At 68.4% G+C, this 24,658-nt stretch carries 13 protein-coding genes, 2 rRNA genes and 1 pseudogene; 6 read left to right on the forward strand and 10 right to left on the reverse strand.

The window, feature by feature from the left end; all coding sequences use genetic code 11:
- Positions 1-199 precede the first annotated feature (199 nt).
- From BUE48_RS13075 to trxA, 4 genes are all read right to left on the reverse strand, one after another.
- Positions 200-3,326 (reverse strand): 23S ribosomal RNA (locus BUE48_RS13075).
- 479 nt (positions 3,327-3,805) lie between these two features.
- Positions 3,806-5,336: ribosomal RNA gene (locus tag BUE48_RS13080) — 16S ribosomal RNA — on the reverse strand.
- The 16S and 23S rRNA genes sit together here, the layout of an rRNA operon.
- Positions 5,337-6,808: 1,472 nt before the next feature.
- Positions 6,809-7,648, reverse strand: coding sequence for a putative RNA methyltransferase (locus BUE48_RS13085; protein ID WP_286989964.1), 840 nt, complete (start codon positions 7,646-7,648; stop codon positions 6,809-6,811).
- Between the two features lie 54 nt (positions 7,649-7,702).
- Complete coding sequence (gene trxA / locus BUE48_RS13090; RefSeq protein WP_012852975.1) at positions 7,703-8,056, reverse strand: thioredoxin; 354 nt, start codon at positions 8,054-8,056, stop codon at positions 7,703-7,705.
- A gap of 130 nt (positions 8,057-8,186) precedes the next feature.
- Here trxA and BUE48_RS13095 point away from each other — a divergent pair, with 130 nt between their 5' ends.
- Positions 8,187-9,269 carry a sigma-70 family RNA polymerase sigma factor gene (locus tag BUE48_RS13095; protein WP_012852976.1) on the forward strand — a complete coding sequence of 361 codons (1,083 nt, stop codon included), beginning with the start codon at positions 8,187-8,189 and terminating at the stop codon, positions 9,267-9,269.
- A 61-nt stretch (positions 9,270-9,330) separates the two neighbouring features.
- Positions 9,331-10,680 (forward strand): class II 3-deoxy-7-phosphoheptulonate synthase, encoded by a 1,350-nt coding sequence (locus BUE48_RS13100; RefSeq protein WP_012852977.1) that lies wholly within the window; start codon positions 9,331-9,333, stop codon positions 10,678-10,680.
- A 173-nt stretch (positions 10,681-10,853) separates the two neighbouring features.
- Here the strand turns inward: BUE48_RS13100 and BUE48_RS13105 are convergent, their stop codons facing one another.
- From BUE48_RS13105 to BUE48_RS13115, 3 genes are all read right to left on the reverse strand, one after another.
- Positions 10,854-11,222: an ATP-binding protein gene (locus tag BUE48_RS13105; protein ID WP_012852978.1), complete on the reverse strand. Its 369-nt coding sequence runs from the start codon at positions 11,220-11,222 to the stop codon at positions 10,854-10,856.
- 4 nt (positions 11,223-11,226) lie between these two features.
- Positions 11,227-11,547 carry an STAS domain-containing protein gene (locus BUE48_RS13110; RefSeq protein ID WP_012852979.1) on the reverse strand — a complete coding sequence of 107 codons (321 nt, stop codon included), beginning with the start codon at positions 11,545-11,547 and terminating at the stop codon, positions 11,227-11,229.
- 87 nt (positions 11,548-11,634) lie between these two features.
- Complete coding sequence (locus BUE48_RS13115) at positions 11,635-13,749, reverse strand: SpoIIE family protein phosphatase (RefSeq protein WP_041439674.1); 2,115 nt, start codon at positions 13,747-13,749, stop codon at positions 11,635-11,637.
- A 123-nt stretch (positions 13,750-13,872) separates the two neighbouring features.
- Between BUE48_RS13115 and BUE48_RS13120 the strand changes: the two are divergent.
- Together BUE48_RS13120 and BUE48_RS13125 are read left to right on the forward strand one after the other, a co-directional pair.
- Positions 13,873-17,960 (forward strand): annotated as a pseudogene (locus BUE48_RS13120) (HAMP domain-containing protein).
- 45 nt (positions 17,961-18,005) lie between these two features.
- Entirely contained in the window at positions 18,006-18,653 is a 648-nt protein-coding gene (locus BUE48_RS13125) for a response regulator (protein WP_012852982.1), read from the forward strand.
- Positions 18,654-18,698: 45 nt separating this feature from the next.
- On the opposite strand, the gene BUE48_RS13130 is transcribed toward BUE48_RS13125, so the two are convergent.
- The 3 genes from BUE48_RS13130 to BUE48_RS13140 form a co-directional block, all read right to left on the reverse strand.
- Positions 18,699-19,049 carry a DinB family protein gene (locus BUE48_RS13130; protein ID WP_286989983.1) on the reverse strand — a complete coding sequence of 117 codons (351 nt, stop codon included), beginning with the start codon at positions 19,047-19,049 and terminating at the stop codon, positions 18,699-18,701.
- 75 nt (positions 19,050-19,124) lie between these two features.
- Positions 19,125-20,516 carry a glutamate--tRNA ligase gene (gene gltX / locus BUE48_RS13135; RefSeq protein ID WP_012852983.1) on the reverse strand — a complete coding sequence of 464 codons (1,392 nt, stop codon included), beginning with the start codon at positions 20,514-20,516 and terminating at the stop codon, positions 19,125-19,127.
- Positions 20,517-20,576: 60 nt separating this feature from the next.
- Complete coding sequence (locus BUE48_RS13140; RefSeq protein WP_286989967.1) at positions 20,577-21,152, reverse strand: TIGR03086 family metal-binding protein; 576 nt, start codon at positions 21,150-21,152, stop codon at positions 20,577-20,579.
- A gap of 299 nt (positions 21,153-21,451) precedes the next feature.
- On the opposite strand from BUE48_RS13140, the gene BUE48_RS13145 reads away from it, so the two are divergent.
- Both BUE48_RS13145 and BUE48_RS13150 read left to right on the forward strand, forming a co-directional pair.
- Entirely contained in the window at positions 21,452-22,081 is a 630-nt protein-coding gene (locus tag BUE48_RS13145; protein WP_012852985.1) for an NUDIX hydrolase, read from the forward strand.
- A gap of 165 nt (positions 22,082-22,246) precedes the next feature.
- Positions 22,247-24,634 carry a Tex family protein gene (locus tag BUE48_RS13150; RefSeq protein WP_012852986.1) on the forward strand — a complete coding sequence of 796 codons (2,388 nt, stop codon included), beginning with the start codon at positions 22,247-22,249 and terminating at the stop codon, positions 24,632-24,634.
- Positions 24,635-24,658 lie beyond the last annotated feature (24 nt).

Genomic DNA, 24,658 nt, shown 5'->3' on the forward strand with positions numbered 1-24,658 from the left:
ACCGGCGGGCCGGTGAGGAAACCCATCATGGACGCTCCCCCCACCCCACACTACAAAACAGGGCGGGAACAGTGGGAACACTCGCTCACGCTGTTCACTTATCAACCAGGACCACACCCACCCCTTGCGGGTGCGGGGTTGTTTCCTGTGAACCACACAGGGACACGAACACCTGTTGACTGCCCAACCACCCAACGGTGTAGGCAAGCCACTCGGCTTATTAGTACCGGTCCACTCCACCCCTCACAGGGCTTCCATGCCCGGCCTATCAACCCAGTCATCTCCTGGGAGCCTTACCCCCACCCAAACGAGCGGGGAGGGAGACCTCATCTCGGGGCAGGCTTCCCGCTTAGATGCTTTCAGCGGTTATCCCTCCCGAACGTAGCCAACCAGCCATGCCCCTGGCGGGACAACTGGCACACCAGAGGTTCGTCCGTCCCGGTCCTCTCGTACTAGGGACAGCCCCCCATCAAGTCTCCTACGCGCGCAGCGGATAGGGACCGAACTGTCTCGCGACGTTCTAAACCCAGCTCGCGTGCCGCTTTAATGGGCGAACAGCCCAACCCTTGGGACCTACTCCAGCCCCAGGATGCGACGAGCCGACATCGAGGTGCCAAACCATCCCGTCGATATGGACTCTTGGGGAAGATCAGCCTGTTATCCCCGGGGTACCTTTTAGCCGTTGAGCGACACCCCTTCCACACGGAGATGCCGGATCACTAGGCCCTGCTTTCGCACCTGCTCGACACGTCCGTCTCACAGTCAAGCTCCCTTGTGCCCTTGCACTCACCACCTGATGACCAACCAGGCTGAGGGAACCTTTGGGCGCCTCCGTTACCCTTTAGGAGGCAACCGCCCCAGTTAAACTACCCACCAGGCACTGTCCCCCACCCGGATCCACGGGCGCGGGTTAGACGCTCGAAATGACCAGAGTGGTATTTCACCAACGACTCCACCCGAACTAGCGTCCAGGCTTCACAGTCTCCCACCTATCCTACACAAGCCACCTCAAACGCCAATACCAAGCTGTAGTGAAGGTCCCGGGGTCTTTCCGTCCTGCTGCGCGAAACGAGCATCTTTACTCGTACTGCAATTTCGCCGGGCCTGTGGTTGAGACAGCGGGGAAGTCGTTACGCCATTCGTGCAGGTCGGAACTTACCCGACAAGGAATTTCGCTACCTTAGGATGGTTATAGTTACCACCGCCGTTTACCGGCGCTTAGATTCTCACCTTCACCCCCGAAGGGGTTAAGCGGTCCTCTTAACGTTCCGGCACCGGGCAGGCGTCAGTCCGTATACAGCGTCTTACGACTTCGCACGGACCTGTGTTTTTAGTAAACAGTCGCTTCCCCCTGGCCACTGCGACCCCACCCAGCTCCCCCAGCACGTGGGTTCACCAGACAGGGCCCCCCTTCTCCCAAAGTTACGGGGGCAATTTGCCGAGTTCCTTAACCACAGTTCACCCGAACGCCTCGGTATTCTCTACCTGACCACCTGAGTCGGTTTAGGGTACGGGCCGCCGGCATGCTCGCTAGAGGCTTTTCTCGGCAGCATGGGATCACTCACTTCGCCTAAAACGGCTCGGCATCGCACCTCACCCTCAATGCGCGGCGGATTTGCCTACCGCGCGGGCCACATGCTTACCCCAGGACAACCACCGCCTGGGCTGAGCTACCCTCCTGCGTCACCCCATCGCTTACCTACTACCCCGTCGGGTCCCAGCCTCCCCGCAAACACCCACGACCCGAAGGTCGCAGGGGCGGTTCGGGTGGTTAGCATCCGGAGGTTCGATATGGGCGCATACCAGCGGGTACGGGAATATCAACCCGTTGCCCATCGACTACGCCTCACGGCCTCGCCTTAGGTCCCGACTTACCCTGGGCGGAACAGCCTGCCCCAGGAACCCTTAGTCATCCGGCGCACACGATTCTCACGTGTGACTCGCTACTCATGCCTGCATTCTCACTCCCGCAGCCTCCACCACTCGATCCCTCGGCGGCTTCACCGGCTACAGGACGCTCCCCTACCCACCCCGCGCCCTCCCAAGGAGAACACGAGATGCCACGGCTTCGGCGGTGTGCTTGAGCCCCGCTACATTGTCGGCGCGGAATCACTTGACCAGTGAGCTATTACGCACTCTTTCAAGGATGGCTGCTTCTAAGCCAACCTCCTGGTTGTCACGGCAACTCCACATCCTTTACCACTTAGCACACGCTTCGGGGCCTTAGCCGATGATCTGGGCTGTTTCCCTCTCGACCACGAAGCTTATCCCCCGCAGTCTCACTGCCGCGCTCAACTTACCGGCATTCGGAGTTTGGCTGACTTCGGTAACCCGGTAAGGCCCCTAGGCCATCCAGTAGCTCTACCTCCGGCAAGCACCACGCGACGCTGCACCTAAATGCATTTCGGGGAGAACCAGCTATCACGGAGTTTGATTGGCCTTTCACCCCTAGCCACAGGTCATCCCCCAGGTTTTCAACCCTGGTGGGTTCGGGCCTCCACACCGTCTTACCGGCGCTTCACCCTGCCCATGGCTAGATCACCCCGCTTCGGGTCCACAGCATGCGACTCAAACGCCCTCTTCAGACTCGCTTTCGCTACGGCTACCCCACACGGGTTAACCTCGCCACACACCATGACTCGCAGGCTCATTCTTCAAAAGGCACGCCATCACCAACCCCACCAAAGGCAGGGCCAACGGCTCTGACGGCTTGTAGGCATACGGTTTCAGGTACTCTTTCACCACCCCTCACCGGGGCACTTTTCACCATTCCCTCACGGTACTAGTCCGCTATCGGTCACCAGGAAGTATTTAGCCTTACCACGTGGTCGTGGCAGATTCACACGGGATTCCACGGGCCCCGTGCTACTCGGGACAACGCCCGGGAGCCGCATGCGTTTCGCCTACCGGACTCTCACCGTCTACGGTCGACCATCCCAGATCGTTCGGCTACACACACGGTTTCTCACTCCCCGCCAGGCCGGCGGACCCAGCTGGGCGCTCCCACAACCCCGCACACGCAACCCCCGCCGGGTATCACACGCGCACGGTTTAGGCTCCTCCGCTTTCGCTCACCACTACTCACGGAATCACAATTTGTTTTCTCTTCCAGCGGGTACTGAGATGTTTCACTTCCCCGCGTTCCCACCAACCGCCCTATACATTCAGACGGCGGCGACACCCCATGACAGGTGCCAGGTTACCCCATTCGGAAATCCCCGGATCACAGCCTGGTTGCCGGCTCCCCGAGGCATATCGCAGGCTCCCACGTCCTTCATCGGCTCCTGGTGCCAAGGCATCCACCGTATGCCCTTACCAACTTACCAACACCAACCCCTCCACAAAAAAGGGAGGAAACAGGTGGTCGGGCAATCAACAGATGCTCGCGTCCACTATGCAGTTCACAAAAAACAACCGGACAACCACACCCACACACCCCACCACCAGGCAGAGCGCCAGGCACGTGGCCCCGAACAGTCCGAGAAAACCAACCCCCAAAGAGGCCCGTTTCCTCAGGACCCAACAGTGTGCCCAACCCACCCAAGCCCCCGACACCGGAGGTTCCACACCCCGAACCCCACCCCCCGCACAGGGAGAAGCAAGGCTCCGACCCCTCAGTCAAGAGGAGCCATCCGACACCGTCGGATGCGGGTAGTACTGACCGGGCAGCAACCCAGGCAGGTTGACTAGCCAGTGTTCCACGATTTGCGAGCACCGGTCCGAGGCACCCACGGCCCCGTAGACCGAAACCCTGAACCACACCAACACCACACAAGTGCCGGCAGGTTGGACAAGTGCTCCTTAGAAAGGAGGTGATCCAGCCGCACCTTCCGGTACGGCTACCTTGTTACGACTTCGTCCCAATCGCCAGCCCCACCTTCGACCGCTCCCCCCCTTACGGGTTAGGCCACGGGCTTCGGGTGTTGCCGACTTTCGTGACGTGACGGGCGGTGTGTACAAGGCCCGGGAACGTATTCACCGCAGCGTTGCTGATCTGCGATTACTAGCGACTCCGACTTCACGAAGTCGAGTTGCAGACTTCGATCCGAACTGAGACCGGCTTTTAGGGATTCGCTCCACCTCACGGTATCGCAGCCCTCTGTACCGGCCATTGTAGCATGTTTGCAGCCCAAGACATAAGGGGCATGATGACTTGACGTCGTCCCCACCTTCCTCCGAGTTGACCCCGGCGGTCTTCCATGAGTCCCCGGCATAACCCGCTGGCAACATGGAACGAGGGTTGCGCTCGTTGCGGGACTTAACCCAACATCTCACGACACGAGCTGACGACAGCCATGCACCACCTGTCACCCGCCCCCGAAGGGACCCTGCATCTCTGCAGGTTTTCGGGTGATGTCAAGCCTTGGTAAGGTTCTTCGCGTTGCGTCGAATTAAGCAACATGCTCCGCCGCTTGTGCGGGCCCCCGTCAATTCCTTTGAGTTTTAGCCTTGCGGCCGTACTCCCCAGGCGGGGCGCTTAATGCGTTAGCTACGGCGCGGAATCCGTGGAAGAACCCCACACCTAGCGCCCAACGTTTACGGCGTGGACTACCAGGGTATCTAATCCTGTTCGCTCCCCACGCTTTCGCTCCTCAGCGTCAGAACAGGCCCAGAGCACCGCCTTCGCCACCGGTGTTCCTCCCGATATCTGCGCATTTCACCGCTACACCGGGAATTCCATGCTCCCCTACCTGCCTCTAGCCTGCCCGTATCCACCGCAAACCCACGGTTAAGCCGTGGGCTTTCACGACAGACGCGACAAGCCGCCTACGAGCTCTTTACGCCCAATAATTCCGGACAACGCTCGCGCCCTACGTATTACCGCGGCTGCTGGCACGTAGTTAGCCGGCGCTTCTTCTGCACCTACCGTCCAAACTTCGTCGGTGCTGAAAGGGGTTTACAACCCGAAGGCCTTCATCCCCCACGCGGCGTCGCTGCGTCAGGCTTTCGCCCATTGCGCAAGATTCCCCACTGCTGCCTCCCGTAGGAGTCTGGGCCGTGTCTCAGTCCCAGTGTGGCCGGTCGCCCTCTCAGGCCGGCTACCCGTCGTCGCCTTGGTAGGCCGTCACCCCACCAACAAGCTGATAGGCCGCGAGCCCATCCCCGACCGAACCCCCAAAAAGAGGGAACTTTCCACCCCCCACCATGCGACAGGAGGTGAATATCCGGTATTAGACCCAGTTTCCCAGGCTTATCCCAGAGTCGAGGGCAGGTTACTCACGTGTTACTCACCCGTTCGCCGCTCGAGTACCCCCGAAGGGGCCTTTCCGCTCGACTTGCATGTGTTAAGCACGCCGCCAGCGTTCGTCCTGAGCCAGGATCAAACTCTCCACCAAAGGCCACACACCCACCCGGCACAAACACCAGGTGAGCCAAACCTTCAGACGAGATCAAACGATCCCAACAACATCATCCTCTGACGAGGAACCACAACCCCCACCCACACCAGGCAGAGGCTGACACAAGGCACTGGCTTTTGACACACTGTTGAGTTCTCAAGAAACGGACACCCACCGGACCAGCGACCCGCAACCACGGGCCCCGACCCCGGGGCAACCCTTCAACACTACCGGGATCCTAGCCCCAGTCAAGAGACCGATCAAATCGACCTCACCGACCAGGAACCTCGCCCAGCCCCACACCCACACCCGCCGACACAGCCGACGAGCCGCAACGATCAAAGACCGAACCCGGTGTGGGAGTCCCGTCGGGCCGGCCACCTCACCCGGTGTCCCGCATCCCGTCTGGGCTCACCTCTCCAGGATACCCCCGCCCGAACACCCCGTCGAACGAGATTCCCCAGAGAGAACCCCCGCCTCGAGCCGACCGCCTCACTACCGGCGGCCCCGCTCCCCGGAGGGCACGAGAACTCTAAGCAAGATCAACACAAACGTCAAACCAGCCTCAGCCGGCTCACCGTGCTCCCACGTGGCCCTCCCATCCCCATCCCCGCTGCTCACCCTCATTCCGCTTCCATCAACTGCCGAGGTCAGACGGCTAGGGGCAGTCGGATGGACTGTTCGGCCAAGGGCCGGCTGGCTCTTGGCGCCTCCAAGGCTGCTGTGCTCTCCGCCCAGCCTCTGATCGTGAAGCGCGTCGAGCTCTCCCGGTAGAGGCCTGGGATGTGTGAACGGCTCCGTCCCTCGGAGCCGCAGGCGGACGCCCGTATACCTGCGGCCTGTTTCTAGGCAGCGGGCAAGGATGCACAAGGGCTCCTGCCTTCTGCCCCGACCGACGAGCAGTGAGCGCTGACCGAACCGCTCCTGACATCAGAGCACTGAGGTTTTCAACAAAAAGGAGAGCATGCTTCCCTGCCGTACCGACTCCCACCAGAGCGAAGACGCACCCGGCCGCTTCCCGTGAACGCTCCCGTCCCCGATGGCGACCACAGGCCTTCGGCACCTCCTGTGCCGTCCGCTCCCTGCCTTCGCCAGCGCTCATGCGCCAACCTCCGGGTCGATGCCGCCTCTCTGCGGCACCGACTCCTTGAGAAAACCTCATTGGGCCTTTCCAACACCTGGTCCCGGCTGCCAGGGGTGGGAGCCCGGACGGCGCCCGGTGCCGTGCCTTCGCAAGTCGCAGTCTCGTCCCCGGGCGTGGCGACTACCTCGACCTGCAGGAACAGCGCCTTAGATTAAGGACTCAGCCGCCTCGCCGGACGCTTAGAAAGGCGCTACAGAAGAGGTGGTACCCCAACCCGTTGAGAGATCCCCAGCAAAAGCGCCTGTAGTCCCTGCCGGTGCACTCACCAGAAAAGCAGTCAAATCGGTCAACTGCGGACGCGCTATGGGAGCAGGAGCGTTCTGCCTCAGCGGCGAGGCCGGTAGGCCGAGATCGTGACAGAGAGCGGGACCAATACGGGGTCGGGCAGCTTCCCCACCTTGGCACGCAGTTCCTGCGGAGAAAGATGGCGGGCGCTGGGACCCATCTCCACCAGCGTGGCGACCTCGTCATGGCTGAGCCGTACCTCGGTCTCGTAGTCCTCGGTGCCGGCCAAGAGGAAGTGCTCGCCCAGCGCCCGGCCGGTCCGCTCATGCTTGCGGGCGTCGACCTTGAGCAGGCCCAGGTCCGGGACCAACCGACCGAGGTGGCGGGCGGTGGGCGTGACCACGTACAGCGTGCCGTCCGGTTTGAGGACGCGGTGGAACTCTGCGCCGTTGCGGGGGGCGAAGACGTTGAGGATCGCCTCGACCGCCGCGGTGCGCACCGGCAGCGGCCTCCACAGGTCGGCGACCACCGCGCCGATCCGGGGGTGGGCGCGGGCCGCGCGGCGCAGGGAGTGCTTGGAGACGTCGATGGCCAGGCCCACGGCGCCCGGGACGCGGTCGAGCAGGCGGGCGAGGTAATAGCCGGTGCCGGCGCCGGCGTCCAGCACGCAGGCGCCGGCGGCGAGGGCGGCCCCGGCTCGTTCGGCGAGGAGGTCGGCCAGGCCGCCGAAGTGCCCGGCGCTCAGGAACGCCGCACGGGAACGGACCATCTCGGGGGTGTCGGCCGTGCCCGCGCGCGCATTGCCGGGCAGCAGGTTGACATAGCCCTGACGGGCGATGTCGAAACTGTGCCCGGCGGCGCAGCGCAGGCTCTTGTCCGCCACCGTCAGGCCGTCCCGGCACAGCGGGCAGGCCAGTGTCTCCACGACGTCGGTCAGCACGGGTTCATCTTCGCGGTCCGTGCGCCCGGACGGCCTCGGGGGGCGGGTGGTTTCTCAGTCCTCCAGGCGCTTGCGGACCTCGTCCATGTCGAGGTCGCGGACCTGCTGGATCACGTCCTCCAGCACGGCCTCGGGAAGCGCGCCGGGTTCGGCGTAGACGATGATGCCGTCCCGGATGGCCATGATCGTGGGAATCGAGGAGATGCCGAACCGCTCGGCCAGCTCGATCTCGGCGTCGGTGTCCACCTTGGCGAAGGTGATGTCGGGGTGGCGCTCGGAGGCGCTTTCGAAGACCGGGGCGAAGCGGCGGCAGGGACCGCACCAGGCCGCCCAGAAATCGACCAGGACGATCCCTTCGCCCTGGGCTGTCTTGTCGAAGTTGTCGGCGGTCAGTGTGACGGTCGCCATGTCGCAGTCTCCTCATCTCGGGTATCAGCCCTATAGAGCGGTGACCCCGCCCCCAGTATTCCCCGGCCGGGAATCACAGGGCCGTAATTAGCGTTGTCCGGTCAGGGAGTTCGACCAAAGAAGGGTCAGGATGGCTGCTACCCGCACCAAGGGCGACAGTGTCGAGACGCAGGACAAGGACCTCGTCGGAGCGTACCTCGACAGGATCGGCCGCACCCACCTGCTCGACGCGCAGGAGGAGGTCGATTTGGCAAAGGCCATCGAGGGCGGACTGTACGCCGAACACCTGCTGGAAGAGGACCGGGTGCCCCCGGGGGTGACCCGGCAGGAGCTCGAGGAACTCGTCGCCGCGGGGGTGCGCGCCAAGCAGCGGTTCGTCGAGGCCAACCTGCGTCTGGTGGTCTCGATCGCGCGCAAGTACCCCACCGACGCGCTTCCGCTGATCGACCTCATCCAGGAGGGCAACCTGGGGTTGATGCGGGCGGTCGAGAAGTTCGACTACCGGCGGGGCTTTAAGTTCTCGACCTATGCGACCTGGTGGATCCGGCAGTCCATCGGACGCGGGCTCAGCCACACCGCCCGGACCATCCGCCTTCCGGTGCACGTGGAGGAGGAGCTGTCCCGGCTGCGCCGTGCGGAGCGGCAGCTGGGCCGGGAGCTGGGGCGCGAGCCGACGCGCGAGGAGCTGGCCGAGGCGCTGGGGGCGGCCGTCGACCATGTGGATGAGCTGCTGCGCTGGCGGCGTGATCCGGCCAGCCTGGACGCGGCCGTCGACGACGCCGGGGAGACCCCGATGGGCGATCTGCTGGAGGACCCGGAGGGGGTCAGCCCGGAGGCCGAGGTGCTGGCGCTGGACGACATCGCGGGGCTGGCCCGGCTGCTGGACCGGCTGCCGGAGCGGGAGTCGGCGATCCTGCGCGCCCGTTTCGGGATAGAAGACGGGCAGCCGCTGTCCTACGCCCAGATCGGGGCGCGGTACGGGCTGAGTCACAACCGGGTGCGGCAGATCACCGACCGTTCGCTGCGGCGGCTCCGGCAGCTGGCGGCCGAAGCCGACCGTGCCGGTCGCGCCACCGGTCATTCCGTTCAGGCCCCGCAGGCCCGTCAGGCTCCGCGGGCGCGGAACTCCCGGCCCGCCGCCGAGCGCATCGGGCACGCTCCCCGTTCTCCGCGGCGCAAGTCGCCCGCGCAGGTGCCCACCAAGGCGGCCTGAGCCGCGGACGGCGGGCGGGGCGTGGGGCGTGTCGTTGCGCGCGGTGACCTAGCCTTGGACCGTGACTACGACGAGTGACCTGGGAGATCTGGACGCCTGGCGCGCGCTCCCCGCAGTTCAGCAGCCGGAGTGGGACGACCCGGAGGAGGTCCGGGCGGTGACCGCGGAGCTGGCCAAGGCTCCCCCGCTGGTCTTCGCCGGCGAGTGCGACCAGCTGAAGGAGCGGCTGGCCGAGGTGGCGCGCGGCGAGGCGTTCGTCCTGCAGGGGGGTGACTGCGCCGAGACGTTCGCCGGTTCGACCGCCGACGCCGTCCGCAACAAGCTCAAGACGCTGCTGCAGATGGCCGTGGTGCTCACCTATGCGGGCAGCGTCCCGGTCGTCAAGATCGGGCGGATGGCGGGGCAGTTCGCCAAGCCGCGTTCCAAGCCGGTGGAGGTGCGGGACGGGGTGACGCTGCCGTCCTACCGGGGGGACGCGGTCAACGGGGCGGAGTTCACGCCGGAGGCGCGGCGCAGCGATCCGCGGCGGCTGCTGCAGGCCTACCACTGCTCGGCGGTGACGCTGAACCTGTGCCGGGCCTTCACCAAGGGCGGGTACGCCGATCTGCGGCAGGTGCACGCCTGGAACCAGGACTTCGTCGCCTCCAGCCCGGCCGGGCAGCGCTATGAGCGGCTGGCCGGGGAGATCGACCGGGCGCTGGCGTTCATGAAGGCGTGCGGGGCCGACCCCGAGGAGTTCCACAGCGTGGAGTTCTACTCCTCGCATGAGGCGCTGCTGCTGGAGTACGAGCGGGCGCTGACCCGGATCGACAGCCGTACCGGGCTGCCGTATGACGTGTCGGCGCATTTCCTGTGGATCGGTGAGCGGACGCGGGCGCTGGACGGGGCGCATGTGGAGTTCGCCAGCCGGATCCGCAACCCGATCGGGGTGAAGCTGGGGCCGACGACGACTCCCGATGACGCGCTGGCGCTGATCGAGCGGCTCAATCCCGACGGCGAGCCGGGCCGGCTGACGTTCATCACCCGGATGGGTGCGGGGCGGATCCGGGAGGTGCTGCCGCCGCTGGTCGAAAAGGTGTCCCAGAGCGGGGGGCCGGTGGTCTGGATGTGCGACCCGATGCACGGCAACACCTTCGAGGCGCCCAGCGGGCACAAGACGCGCCGGTTCGACGACGTGCTGGACGAGGTCGCCGGGTTCTTCGAGGTGCACCGGTCGCTGGGCACCCACCCGGGGGGCATTCACATCGAGTTCACCGGTGATGACGTCACCGAGTGCGTGGGCGGCGGGCAGGAGATCGTCGAAGAGGATCTGCATCAGCGTTATGAGACGGCCTGTGATCCGCGGCTGAACCGCAGCCAGTCGCTGGATCTGGCATTCATAGTGGCGGAGATGTACCGCGGTTCCCAGTGAGCCTTTCAGGGCCTTCCGGCCCGCCCGCCGATGGTGGCCGCCGCAGGCGGGGCGGGCCGGTGGCCGTGCGTTCGTGAAGCTCGCGGTGAAATGTTCGGAAGTTCAGCGCGCCGGTCTTTTGCGGCGCGTGTTTTCGCGGTTTCCCCGTTCGCGTAGAAAGTTCGGCGGTGTTGTCAGATGGCGACTTCGGCCCAGACGACTTTGCCGCCGGTAACAGGGGTCGCGCCCCAGGAGCTGGCGAAGCGATCGACGATGAAAAGGCCCCGGTGGGACTCGTCCAGCGGGGCGGGGACGGTCATCTTGGGCATGGTGGAGGCGCGGTCGCGGACCTCGACGCGGACCGCGTCGGGGCGGCGCTGCAGGCGCAGTTCCAAGACGGTGCCGGCGTGGCGGACGGCGTTGGCGACGAGCTCGGCGACGATGGCGGTCACCTGTTCTTCCCGGTCCAGCAGCGACCAGGTGCGCATGGTGCGCGCCGACAGCCTGCGGGCCAGTTCCACCGCCTCGCTCTGGGGGGCGGTGCGAAGGGTGGTCTCGGACACCGGCTCATCCCTCGGGTGGTGTGCCTATGAGAAAACGGTCGAGTCCGGTGGTCCGCAGGACGTTCTCGACCCTGCCGTACGCGCCGGTCACCGTGAGGACGCCGCCTTGCTCCCGGGCCTGTTTGTAGGTGCGCACGAGCACGTTCAACCCGGAGGAATCGCAGAAATCGACCGCGGCCAAGTCGACGACGATCTGCCGGTGACCCGCCTCCACCAAGGATTTCAGCCGTTCTCGCAGCTCGTCGGAGGAGTGCAGGTCGATGGAGCCGCGTACCGTCACGGTCACGCGGTCGTCATGGCGCGTTGTGTGCAAGGCAAGGCCCATCGCTGTTCACCATAGAACATCCAGCTGTATACGGCATGCCGTAATGCCATATACAAGGCCTGTTCGAACGCGCCGCCGGGCGTCCCGTCACGAGGCGCGCAGCACGATCAAGGCGACGTCGTCGTTGGAGGGCTCGGGCCCGAAGTCACGCACCGCGCGCTGGATGCGGGCGGCGACGGCGCCGGCGCTGAGCCCCCGGCATCCGGCCAGCAGGCGTTCCAGGCCCTCGCCGTCGCCGAGCAGCCGGTCGCCGGCGCGCCGCTCGGTCACCCCGTCGGTGACGCACAGCATCACCTGGCCGCTGCGCAGCTCCAGGGTGTCGAGGGTGAAGTCGACGTCCTCGAACACGCCGAGCAGCGGCTGGGCTCCGGCGCCCTCGCGGACCGTGCCGCCCGGGTCGAGCACCAGCGGCGGCGGGTGCCCGGCGCTGACCAGGTCGATGCGGACGCCGGCGCGGCCGGGCAGCGGGGTGATCTCGCCGTGCAGCAGGGTGAGCAGCCGGGCGCGTTCCCCTTCGGCGAGGATGAGCCGGTTGAGCCGGGCCAGCACGTCGGGGACGGGCATGTCCTCGGCGGCCAGGATGCGCAGGGCGTGCCGGGCCAGGCCGGTGACGGCGGCGGCCTCGGGGCCGGTGCCGCACACGTCGCCGATGGCGAAACGCCAGCGGGAGGCCGGGGCCGACTCGCTGAGGTCGCCGCAGGCGAACACGTCGTAGAAGTCCCCGCCGACCTCGCTGCCCTCGCCGGCCGGCTGGTAGACGACCGCGACCTCCAGGCCGGGGATGTCGGGGATGCCGGGGGGCAGCAGGCTGCGCTGCAGCGCGCTGCTCATGGCCGTCTGCGCGGTGTAGAGCCGGGCGTTGTCGATGGCCAGCGCGGCCCGCCGGCTCAGCTCTTCGGCCAGGTCGAGCGCGCCCTGGGGGAAGCGTTCCCCGGCGGGGCGGCCGATGACCATGGCGCCCATGCGGCGGCGCCGGGCGACCAGCGGGAACGCGTACGCCTGGTCGCCGGCGAGGGAACCGGCCGCCGCGCGGGCGGCGTCGGGGGCCGCCGCGGCGTATCCGTTCCAGGGGCCGGAGGAGTCCAGCGGCGGCGCCGCGTCGGCGGCCTCCAGCAGTTCGCGCAGGGCGTCGACGCGGGTCTCGTCGGCGTGCCAGACGTAGGCGGGACGGACGATGCCGCCTTCGTCGACGGTGTAGACGGCGCACCAGGTGGCCAGGCGGGGCACGACCAGCTGGGTGACCAGGGCCATGGTGCGTTCGGAGTCCAGTGTGCCGGCCAGCAGGTCGCTGGCCTCGGCCACGAAGCTCAGCCAGCCCCGCCAGGAGCGTTCCAGCTCTCCCAGCCGGGCACGTTCCAAAACCAGTGTCAGCTCGTCGGCGATACGGCCCAGCCGCCTGCCCGCGGCCTCATCGAAGCGCCCGGGTGCGGCGGACACGGCGGCCACCACCCCGAGCAGCCCGCTTTGGGTCTGCAGCGGCGCGGCGGCCAGGGAGGCGGCGCCCAGGGCGGCGGCGAGCGGGTCGGAGGCGTCGGCCGTCCAGGGGAGGCCGGCGCGGGCGTGCGGGCCGAGCCCGGCGACGGTGAGCCGGCCGGGAGGCGGCCAGGAGACGGCGCCGGTGGAGGCGCCCGGCACCAGCTCGCCCTCACGGTCGGCCAGCAGCACCGCGGCCCCGTCGGCGTCCAGCATGTCCCGGACCGTCGCCACCGCCGAGTCCAGGGAGGTCTCCCCCGTCCGGGGGCGCGTCCCGCCTTCTCCGCCCATCGGGGCGGGCGCGGCGTCCCCGGTGGGCGGGGCGGGGCGCTCGGAACGCCGCGGGGTGGGGTCGGCGGTCTTGGGCAGCCGGAACCACACGCCCTTGGTGAGGCCGTTGTAGGTCACGCCCCAGGACGCGGCGAGCCGGTCGATGGACGGCAGGCCCCGTCCGCTGGTCGCCTCCAGGGAGGGCATGGCGATCTGGCGGGCGGGGTGACGGTCGAGCACCTCGATCCGCACCCCTTCCTCCTCCAGGGTGCAGCTGACTTCGAAGGAGGTTCCGGCGTAGGTCACCGCGTTGGTCGCCAGCTCGCTGGTGGCCAGCATCGCGTCGTCGACCACCTGCTCCATGTCCCAGTCGCTGAGGGTGCGGCGGACGAAGCGCCGCGCGGCGGCCACCGAGGTGGCCTCAGGCGGGAATGTGGCCGACGAGGTTCGTCGTTCCACCTGTTCTCCCCGGTTCAAGAGGCGATATGGATCCCAGTCATCGTGACAGACTGCAAATGTACGGCCCAACGGGAGTGTCCGCAGATCCCGGACTCGGTGAGCGCGGGCCAGGAGGAAAAGACTATGCCGCAGACCGCCTCTCGCACGGGACGTCCGGCCGTTTCGCAGCGGGACGCCACGCCGCGCTACAGCGATGCCGATCTTGCTCCGCTGCTCAAGGCGCTGGCCGCGCTGCGCGACGGTCGTTTTCGGGCGTCGGTGGAGGTGCCCGCCGACGGGGCGTTGGCCGAGGCCGCCGCGCTCGTGGAGGAGATTCGTGCCAACGGTGCTCATGTGGCCGGCGAAATGGCCCGGGTGCGCCGGGAGCTGGGCCGTGAAGGTCATCTGCGGGAGCGGTTGTCGCCGCCGGCCGCGCGGGGCGCGTGGGTGAGCACCGTCGAGGACGCCAATGCGATCATCGACAAGCTGACCGAACTGTCCACCGGAATCGCCCGGGTGGTCGAGGCGGTGGCCGCCGGTGATCTTTCTCAGCGGCTGGAATTGCGGTTCCGCGGCCGTCCCATGCGCGGTGAGGTGCTGCGGATGGCCAAGTCGGTCAACCACATGGTCGAGCAGCTGGACAATTTCGCCTGGGAGGTCACCCAGGTGGCCCGGGAGGTCGGCGTGGAGGGCCGGCTGGGCGGGCAGGCGCCGCTGCGCGGCCAGTCGGGCCGCTGGCGCGAGGTCACCAGCGCGGTGAACGTGATGGCGGGACGGCTGACCGCGCAGGTGCGGGACATCGCGGCGGTGACGACGGCGGTCGCCAAGGGCGATCTGACCCGCAAGGTCACCGTGGAGGCCGTGGGTGAGCTGCAGGAACTCAAGCTCACCGTGAACACGATGGTCGATCAGCTCTCGGCGTTCGCCGACGAGGTGACGCGGGTGGCCCGCGAGGTCGGCACCGAGGGGCGCCTGGGCGGGCAGGCGCAGGTGCGCGGCGTGTCGGGGGTCTGGAAAGACCTCACCAACAACGTCAACGGCATGGCCTCCAACCTCACCTACCAAGTCCGCAACATCGCACAAGTGGCCACCGCCGTCGCCAACGGAGACCTCTCCAAAAAGATCACCGTCGACGCCCAAGGCGAAATCGCCGACCTCAAAGACACCCTCAACACCATGGTCGACCGCCTGTCGGCCTTCGCCGACGAAGTCACCCGAGTAGCCCGCGAAGTCGGCACCGAAGGACGCCTCGGCGGCCAAGCCCAAGTCCACGGCGTCTCCGGCGTCTGGAAAGACCTCACCAACAACGTCAACGGCATGGCCTCCAACCTCACCTACCAAGTCCGCAACATCACTCAGGTGGCCACCGCCGTCGCCAACGGAGACCTCTCCAAAAAGATCACCGTCGACGCCCAAGGCGAAATCGCCGACCTCAAAGACACCCTCAACACCATGGTCGACCGCCTGTCGGCCTTCGCCGACGAAGTCACCCGAGTAGCCCGCGAAGTCGGCACCGAAGGACGCCTCGGCGGCCAAGCCCAAGTCCACGCGCCAACGGAGACCTCTCCAAAAAGATCACCGTCGACGCCCAAGGCGAAATCGCCGACCTCAAAGACACCCTCAACACCATGGTCGACCGCCTGTCGGCCTTCGCCGACGAAGTCACCCGAGTGGCACGGGAGGTCGGCACCGAAGGGCGCCTGGGCGGACAGGCGCAGGTGCGCGGCGTGTCGGGGGTCTGGAAAGACCTCACCAACAACGTCAACGGCATGGCCTCCAACCTCACCTACCAAGTCCGCAACATCGCACAAGTCACCACGGCGGTGGCGCACGGGGACCTGACCAAGAAGATCGACGTCGATGCGCGCGGGGAGATCCTGGAGCTGAAGACGACGATCAACACGATGGTCGACACCCTGTCGGCGTTCGCCGACGAGGTGACGCGGGTGGCCCGCGAAGTCGGCACCGAGGGACGCCTGGGCGGGCAGGCCAAGGTCGAGGGGGTCTCGGGCACCTGGAAGCGCCTGACCGAGAACGTCAACGAGCTGGCCTCCAACCTGACCACCCAGGTGCGGGCGATCGCCGCGGTCACCAGCGCGGTGGCCAGCGGCGATCTGAGCCGGGAGATCACGGTGGAGGCCGCCGGCGAGGTCGCCGAGCTGAAGGACAACGTCAATTTGATGGTGGCGACGCTGCGCGAGACCACGCGGGCCAACCGGGAGCAGGACTGGCTGAAGTCCAACCTGGCCCGCATCGGCGGGATGCTGCAGGGCCACCGGGACGTCACGCAGCTGGCGCAGCTGATCATGAGTGAGCTGGCCCAGACCGTCTCGGCCAACTACGGCGCGTTCTACCTGGCCCGTCCGGGTGCGGACGGGGAGAGCGAGCTGGCGCTCATCGCCGGGTACGGGGTGCGGGCCGAGCCGGACGCGGTGGCGTTCCGGATGGGCGAGGGCCTGGTCGGGCAGGCGGCGCTGGAGCGGCGCACGATCCTGGTCGACGATGCGCCGCCCGACTACGTCACCGTCCGCTCGGGGCTGGGGCAGGCGCCGGCCACGCACGTCATCGTGCTGCCGATCCTGTTCGAAGGCCAGGTGCAGGGGGCCATCGAGCTGGCCTCCTTCAGCGGGTTCACCGACACGCACCTGGCGTTCTTCGACCAGTTCACCGAGAACCTCGGGGTGACCATCAACGCCATCAACGCCAACTCCCGCACCGAGGCGCTGCTGGCCGAGTCCCAGCGGCTGGCGCAGCAGTTGCAGGAACGCTCCGATGAGCTGCAGCGTCAGCAGGCCGAGCTGCGCCGCTCCAACGCCGAGCTGGAGGAGAAGGCGGCGCTGCTGGCCAAGCAGAACCGGGCGATCGAGATCCAGAACTTCCAGATCGAGCAGGCCCGCCGCACCCTGGAGGAGCGGGCCGAGCAGCTGGCGCTGTCGTCGCGCTACAAGTCGGAGTTCCTGGCGAACATGTCGCACGAGCTGCGCACGCCGCTCAACAGCCTGCTGGTGCTGGCCAAGCTGCTGTCGGAGAACCCCGAGGGCAATTTGACCCCCAAGCAGGTGGAGTTCGCCAAGACCATCCACGACTCCGGCACCGACCTGCTGCAGCTGATCAACGACATCCTCGACCTGTCGAAGGTGGAGGCCGGCAAGATGGAGGTGCACCCCCAGCCGCTGGCGTTCACCAAGCTGGTCGACTACGTGGACGCCACGTTCCGGCCGCTGGCGGTCGACAAGGGGCTGGACTTCGCCGTCGAGGTCTCCCCGCAGGTGCCCGAGGTGCTGTTCACCGACGAGCAGCGGCTGCAGCAGGTGCTGCGCAACCTGCTGTCGAACGCGGTCAAGTTCACCTCCGAAGGCCGGGTGCGGCTGACCATCGCACCCGCCGAGGGCGTGGAGTTCACCGCGCCGGCGCTGCGAGAGGCGCCGCTGGTGATCGGTTTCGAGGTCAGCGACACCGGGATCGGCATCAGCGAGGACAAACTGCAGGTGATCTTCGAGGCGTTCCAGCAGGCGGACGGCACCACCAGCCGCCGCTACGGAGGCACCGGGCTGGGCCTGTCGATCAGCCGCAACATCGCCCACCTGCTGGGCGGGGAGATCCACGCCCAAAGCCGGGTGGGCAAGGGCAGCAAGTTCACCCTCTACCTGCCCGTCCAGTACCGGGAGAGCGGGACCGCCCAGCCGGCGGCGGCCGAGCCGCCCGCAGCGGCCGTACCGCAGGATCCGCCGCCCGCCGCCGTGGCGATCGACCCGCCGGTCTCCTCCGAGCGTCCGGCGGTCGGCGGCGCGGCCCGGTCGGCGGGCTTCCTGGAGGACCCGCCGGCCGAGCATCTGGATGCGGTGCTGTCCGGCCGCAAAGTGCTGATCGTCGACGACGATGTGCGCAACGTCTTCGCACTGGCCAGCGTGCTGGAGGGCTACGGCATGGAGGTGCTGTACGCCGAGGACGGCCAGGCCGGCATCGACCTGCTGCAGCGCAACCCGGACGTGGCGCTGGTGCTCATGGACGTGATGATGCCGGGCCTGGACGGGTACGCCACCACCGAGGCGATCCGCGGGATGCCGCAGTTCACCGACCTGCCGATCATCGTCATCACCGCCAAGGCGATGAAGGGCGACCGGGAGAAGAGCCTGGCCTCGGGGGCGTCCGACTACATCCCCAAACCGGTGGACGTGGATCACCTGCTGGACATCATGCGAACGTGGCTGCGGCGCTCCGCGGCGCGCTGAGCGCCGGGCCCGCCCGGCGCCGACCATGATCAGGAGACCCCAGGCGTGGATGACAAGGCCAAGATCCTTCTCGTGGACGATCGTGAGGAGAACCTCGTCGCGCTGGAGGCGATCCTCAGTTCCCTGGACCAGGACCTGGTGCGCGCCCGCAGCGGAGAAGAGGCGCTCAAGGCGCTGCTCACCGACGAGTACGCGGTGATCCTGCTGGATGTGGTGATGCCGGGGATGGACGGGTTCGAAACGGCCCGTGACATCAAACGCCGCAAGAAGACCCGGGACGTGCCGATCATCTTCTTGACGGCGGTCGACAGCGACCCCGACTACGCCTTCCGCGGGTACGCCGCCGGCGCGGTGGACTTCATCGCCAAGCCGTTCGACCCGTGGGTGCTGCGCGCCAAGGTGTCGGTGTTCGTGGAGCTGCACCGCAAGAACCGCCAACTGCGCGAACAGGCGGCCCTGCTCCGCGAGCAGGCGGCCCTGCTGCGGGCTCGGGCCGAGGTCCCCGAAGGCCCGCTGCCGCTGCCGCATGGCGAGCTGACCTCCCGCGTGGCGGAGATCTCCGAACAGGTCGACACGGTGCTGAAGGAATCCCCGGCCCACCTGCGCCCTGCGGTGGAGGAACTGGCCCGCCGAGTGGACGCCCTGCAGGGCACCCTCGACAGGCTGCCCGGCCCCGGCGGCCCGGCCCTCTGACGCGGCGCCCCCGAGGGCCGCTCGCCTGTTCTCCAGCCCGGGTGGTCACTGGAGCATTCGGGCCGCATCACAAGATGGAGCGTCCGGACTGCCCCGGTATGACGGTGCCCGGAAGGTCCACGGCCCGTCCCGGGGCAAGGTGGAGGCGGCCGGGACGCTGTATTTGGGGGCGGCGGCGCGCAGCAGGCGAAGCCGGCCGATCTCGGCGACGTTCTTCACCAGCTCGGCGTTCACCCAGGCGATCATGTGGGCGACGGTGTGCGCGGGGTCGTCCCGCCAGGGGAAGGGAGCGGTGGCGTCCAGTTCGGCGCCGGTGAGCCGCTCCAGCGCGGCCGGCCACTCTTCGCGCAGGTCACGCAGCCACTGGACGGCCGCTTCGGGACCCGGCCAGAGGATGTGAAAAGGTTCAGTGCACGTTCACGCCGTCCGCCCGGTCTTGGGTGAGGCGGGCGGACGGCGTGAGCGGGCGGGTCAGCTCTCCAGGCGGGCGCGGGCGGCGGCGATGCGGGTCAAGGTGGCCTCGCGGCCCAGGACTTCCAGGGATTCGAACAGGGGGAGGCCGACGGTGCGGCCGGTGACGGCGACGCGGACGGGGGCCTGGGCCTTGCCGAGCTTGAGGCCGAAGGTTGCGCCGACCTGCTCCAGGCGGGTCTTCAGCTCGTCGGCCTGCCAGGGGGCGTCGCGGTAGGCGTCCTCGGCGGCGGCCAGGATCTGGGCGGCCGGGTCCTTCATGGCCTTGTTCCAGGACTGCTCGTCGAAGACCGGCTCGTCCAGGAAGGCGAAGTCGACCATGGGGATGATCTCCGACAGCACCGCCACGCGGGTCTGGGCCAGCTCGGCCAGGCGGGCGAAGACGTCCATGTCGACCTTGAAGGGGGCCTTCTCCAGGAACGGGCGGCAGGCGTCGATGAACTCCTCCACCGACAGCGCCCGGATGTAGTCGCCGTTGATCGCCCGGAGCTTCTTGACGTCGAAGAACGCCGGGGAGGCGTTGACGTCCTCGATGCGGAACTCCCGCTCGATGACCTCCCAGGGCACCACCTCGCGGTCCCCGGAGGGGGCCCAGCCCAGCAGCATCAGGTAGTTGCGCATCGCCTCCGGCAGGTAGCCCTCGGCCTGGTAGTCCTCCAGGGCGACCTTGTCGCGGCGCTTGGACAGCTTCTGGCGCTTCTCGTTGACGATCACGGGGACGTGCGCCCACACCGGCGGGCGGTGCCCCAGCGCCTCCCACAGCAGCTGCTGCTTGGGGGTGTTGGACAGGTGCTCCTCGCCGCGGACCACGTGGGTGATGCGCTGGGTGATGTCGTCGACCACGTTGGCCAGCAGGAACGGCACCGTCCCGTTGGAGCGGGCGATGACGAAGTCCTCCAGCACCCGGTTCTCGAAGGTGGGCTTGCCGCGGATCAGGTCGACCACCACGGTCTGCCCCTCATCGGGGGTGCGGAAGCGGACCGCGCGGCCCTCGCCGGGGCCGAGACCGCGGTCGCGGCAGTGGCCGTCGTAGCCCTTGTTGGGGTCGCCGGTGCGGGCGGTCACGTCCTCGCGGGTGCAGTCGCAGTAGTAGGCGCGGCCCTGCTCCAGCAGGGTGTGCAGCGCCTTGTGGTGCTCTTCGATGTTCTGGGACTGGAAGTAGGGGCCCTCGTACTCGCCGGAGTCGATGCCCAGCCACGCCAGCGCCCGGATGATGCCCTCGGTCCACTCGGGCTTGTTGCGGGAGGCGTCGGTGTCTTCGATCCGCAACACCAGCGTCCCTTGGGACTGCCGGGCCATCACCCAGTTGAACAGGGCGGAACGGGCCCCGCCGACGTGGAACATGCCGGTCGGGGAAGGTGCGAAGCGTACACGGATCGGAGACGTCGACATGGGGATAAGCCTAGGGCTTTCCGGGGACCTCCCTCGCCTCGTCCGCGGCCGGCGGGGCGGTCAGGGCGTCCAGTGCGGGTCGCGGCCGGCCAGGCCCAGGGCGCGCTCCAGCGGCGACGCCGACGGCGGGACGGGGACCTCGGGGCCGAACGCGCCGAACTTGCGCGCCGTGTCGGCCATGGTCTGCACGTGCCCCAGCAGCGCCTGCTCCAGGTCGTCCCCGAAGGCGGCCTTGCGGCCGGTGGCCACGGCCAGGTCCCAGCCGTGCACCAGGAACTCCACGAACAGGATGCCGCCGACGAACGGGGCGGGCATCTCCGCCTGGCCGGTCAGGTTGGCGGCGCCCTCCCAGGCGTCCGGTTCGGACCAGGCCGCCGCGGTGCGCCGGGCCTGCTCGGCGTAGCGGGCCGCCCAGCCGGGTTCGGCGGTCAGGTCCGGCCCGTCGGAGCCGGGCGGCGGCTGCTTGCGGGCGGCCGCCCAGGCGCGCTCGCCGGTCCATTTGGCCAGGTGGTTCAGCAGGGCGCGGACGTCGAAGTCGGGGCAGGGGGTGGGGTCGCCGAGCCGGGCGTCGTCGATGTCCGCCACGATCGCGATGGCGGCCTCGGCGGCCGGCGCCATCAAGGGCCTGAGGTCCATGGTCGTCCTCCTCACCTGATCCGGTGCGCACCAGCATCCCATCCTGGAACATATGTTCGAGGGTTTTTGGGGAAATCCGCCGCGCCGCGCTCTTCGAAGCACATCGTTTCCGCAGATCAGGGCGGGTATTCCGGAGGCGGAGACGATGCCGCGCCCCGGCGTGGCGCGCACCGGAGGCCGTCGAGGCCCTCGAAGCCGGGGAAACCAGCTGACCGAAAGCGCACCGGGACTTCCCGCGGCCCGGCGGAGAGGACCATGCCGCCGGTGCCGCATTGGGGGCGGCTTGAGAAGATTCTTCGATGAGCAGCGACCATCTCACCGGCCTTCCCGCGTTCATCTCCGTGGCCCGTGACCGGCTGGCCGCGCACCGGCGCCTGGCGCTGGAGGGCGGTCCGGGAGTGCGGCGGGCGGCCGTGGCCCTGTGCGTGGTCCCGGAGGCGGACGTCCCGTCGGTGATCGTGATCAAGCGGGCGGACCGGGGACGCAATCCCGGCCAGTGGGGGCTGCCGGGCGGACGGGTGGATGAGGGGGAAGGCGATCTGCAGGCCGCGTTGCGCGAGCTGCAAGAGGAGATCGGCCTGGCCGCCGGGCCGGAGCACGTGCTGGGCAGACTGGACGACTTCCCCGCCGCCTCCGGGTTCGTCATCGCCCCGCTGGTGCTGGCGCTGCCGGAGCCGGGGCCGCTGCGTCCCAACCCCGGCGAGGTGCGCTCGGTGCACCACGTCCCGCTGACCCGGCTGGCCGCCGACGACGCGGTGCGCTGGGTGCCGCAGCTGGACGGCGGGCGGCTGCTGCAGATGACGCTGGGCCCGCGGATGACGATCCACGCCCCCACCGGGGCGATGCTGTGGCAGTTCCGCGAGGTGGTGCTGCTGGGCCGGCACGCCCGGGTGGCGGACTTCCTGCAACCGGACTGGACGCGCCGCTAGCGCCGTCAGAACGCGCCGCCGCCGCAGGATCAACGGCCTTCCCATGTCACGACGGTACGGCACCGGACGGACCGGCGGAAGACGGGCATCGGCGCGACAAGCGGCCCGATCACCTGCACAATGCTGTGCCGTCAACGGAACAGAAGGCGGATCGAGATCGTGACGATGTCCCAGACCGGAGCCCCCGGCGGCTCCGGCAACGCGCTGTACCTGCGGATCGCCGAAGAGCTCGGGGTGCGCGAGCACCAGGTCCGGGTGGCCGTGGAACTGCTGGACGGCGGCGCCACGGTGCCGTTCATCGCCCGCTACCGCAAGGAGGCGACCGGCGGGCTGGACGACACCCAGCTGCGCCGGCTGGAAGAACGGCTGCGCTACCTGCGCGAGCTGGAGGAACGCAAAGAGGCGATCCTGGAGTCGATCCGCTCCCAGGGCAAGCTCACCGAGGAGCTGGAGCAGCAGATCCGCCAGGCCGACTCCAAGGCCCGGCTGGAGGACATCTACCTGCCGTACAAGCCCAAGCGGCGCACCAAGGCACAGATCGCCCGGGAGGCGGGGCTGGAGCCGCTGGCCGACGGGCTCTTGAGCGACCCCGCCCAGGACCCGCAGACCGCCGCCGCGGCGTTCGTGGACCCCGACAAGGGCGTGGCCGACGCGAACGCGGCGCTGGAGGGGGCGCGGGCGATCCTGGTGGAGCGGTTCGCCGAGCACGCCGACCTGATCGGGGCGCTGCGGGAGCGGATGTGGACGCACGGGCGGCTGATCTCGCGGGTGCGGGAGGGCAAGGAGGAGGCCGGCGCCAAGTTCGCCGACTACTTCGACTTCTCCGAGCCGTTCACCGAGCTGCCCTCGCACCGGATCCTGGCGATGTTCCGCGGGGAGAAGGAGGAGATCCTCGACCTGGAGCTGTCGCCGGAGGCCGACGATGAGGCCGCCGCCGCGCCCGGCCCGTCCTGGTACGAGCGCAAGATCGCCGAGACGTTCGGCATCGCCGACCGGGGGCGGCCCGCCGACCGGTGGCTGACCGAGACGGTGCGCTGGGCCTGGCGCACCCGCATCCTGGTGCATTTGGGCATCGACCTGCGGACCCGGCTGCGCACCGAGGCCGAGGACGAGGCGGTGCGGGTGTTCGCCGCCAATCTGCGGGATCTGCTGCTGGCCGCGCCGGCCGGCACCCGTCCCACCATGGGGCTGGACCCGGGGCTGCGCACCGGGGTGAAGGTGGCGGTGGTGGACGGCACCGGCAAGGTCGTCGACACCGCGACCATCTACCCGCACGAGCCGCAGCGCCGCTGGGACGAGTCGATCGCGGTGCTGGCCGCCCTCGCCAAGAAGCACGCGGTGGAGCTGGTGGCCATCGGCAACGGCACCGCCTCCCGGGAGACCGACCGCCTGGCCGGGGAGCTGATCAAGCGGCACCCGGAGCTGAAGCTGACCAAGGTGGTGGTCTCGGAGGCGGGCGCGTCGGTGTACTCGGCCTCCGCCTACGCCGCCCAGGAGCTGCCGGATCTGGACGTGTCGCTGCGCGGTGCGGTCTCCATCGCCCGCCGGCTGCAGGACCCGCTGGCCGAGCTGGTCAAGATCGACCCCAAGTCGATCGGGGTGGGCCAGTACCAGCACGACGTGTCGGAGACCAAGCTGTCGCGGTCGCTGGACGCGGTGGTGGAAGACTGCGTGAACGCCGTCGGGGTGGACGTCAACACCGCTTCGGTGCCGCTGCTGACCCGGGTGTCGGGCATCGGGGAGAGCCTGGCGGCCAACATCGTGGCCCACCGGGAGGCCAACGGCCCCTTCCGCACCCGGCAGGCGCTCAAGGAGGTGCCGCGGCTGGGGCCCAAGGCGTTCGAGCAGTGCGCCGGGTTCCTGCGCATCCCCGGCGGGGACGACCCGCTGGACGCCTCGGCGGTGCACCCGGAGGCCTACCCGGTGGTGCGGCGGATCCTGGACGCCACCGGCACCGACATCCGCTCGCTGATCGGCAACACCAAGGTGCTGCGGTCGCTGAAGCCCGCCGACTTCGTCGATGACACCTTCGGGCTGCCCACGGTGACCGACATCCTGGCCGAGCTGGAAAAACCCGGCCGGGACCCGCGCCCGGCGTTCAAGACCGCGGCGTTCGCCGACGGGGTGGAGACGCTGGAGGACCTCAAGCCCGGCATGGTGCTGGAGGGCGTGGTCACCAACGTGGCCGCGTTCGGGGCGTTCGTGGACGTGGGCGTGCACCAGGACGGGCTGGTGCACATCTCGGCGATGTCCAAGAACTACGTCAGCGACCCGCGCGAGGTGGTCAAGCCCGGCGACATCGTCAAGGTGCGGGTGCTGGATGTGGACATCCCGCGCAAGCGGATCTCGCTGACGCTGCGGCTGGACGACGACCCGGCCGACCGGCAGCGCTCCGGGCAGGGCCGGGGCGGCGGGCGCCGCGACGGCAGGCAGGGACGCGGCGGTCCGCGGGGCGGCCGCGGGCAGAGCGGCCCGCTGATGGGCGGCGCGATGGCCGACGCGCTGCGACGGGCCGGGCTCGACAAGGGCCTGCCCGGGCAGCCCCGCCGCTGAGGCCTTCCGGCCCGCCTCGCCCGC

The sequence above is a fragment of the Thermomonospora sp. CIF 1 genome (genome assembly GCF_001896795.1).
Lineage (GTDB): Bacteria > Actinomycetota > Actinomycetes > Streptosporangiales > Streptosporangiaceae > Thermomonospora > Thermomonospora curvata.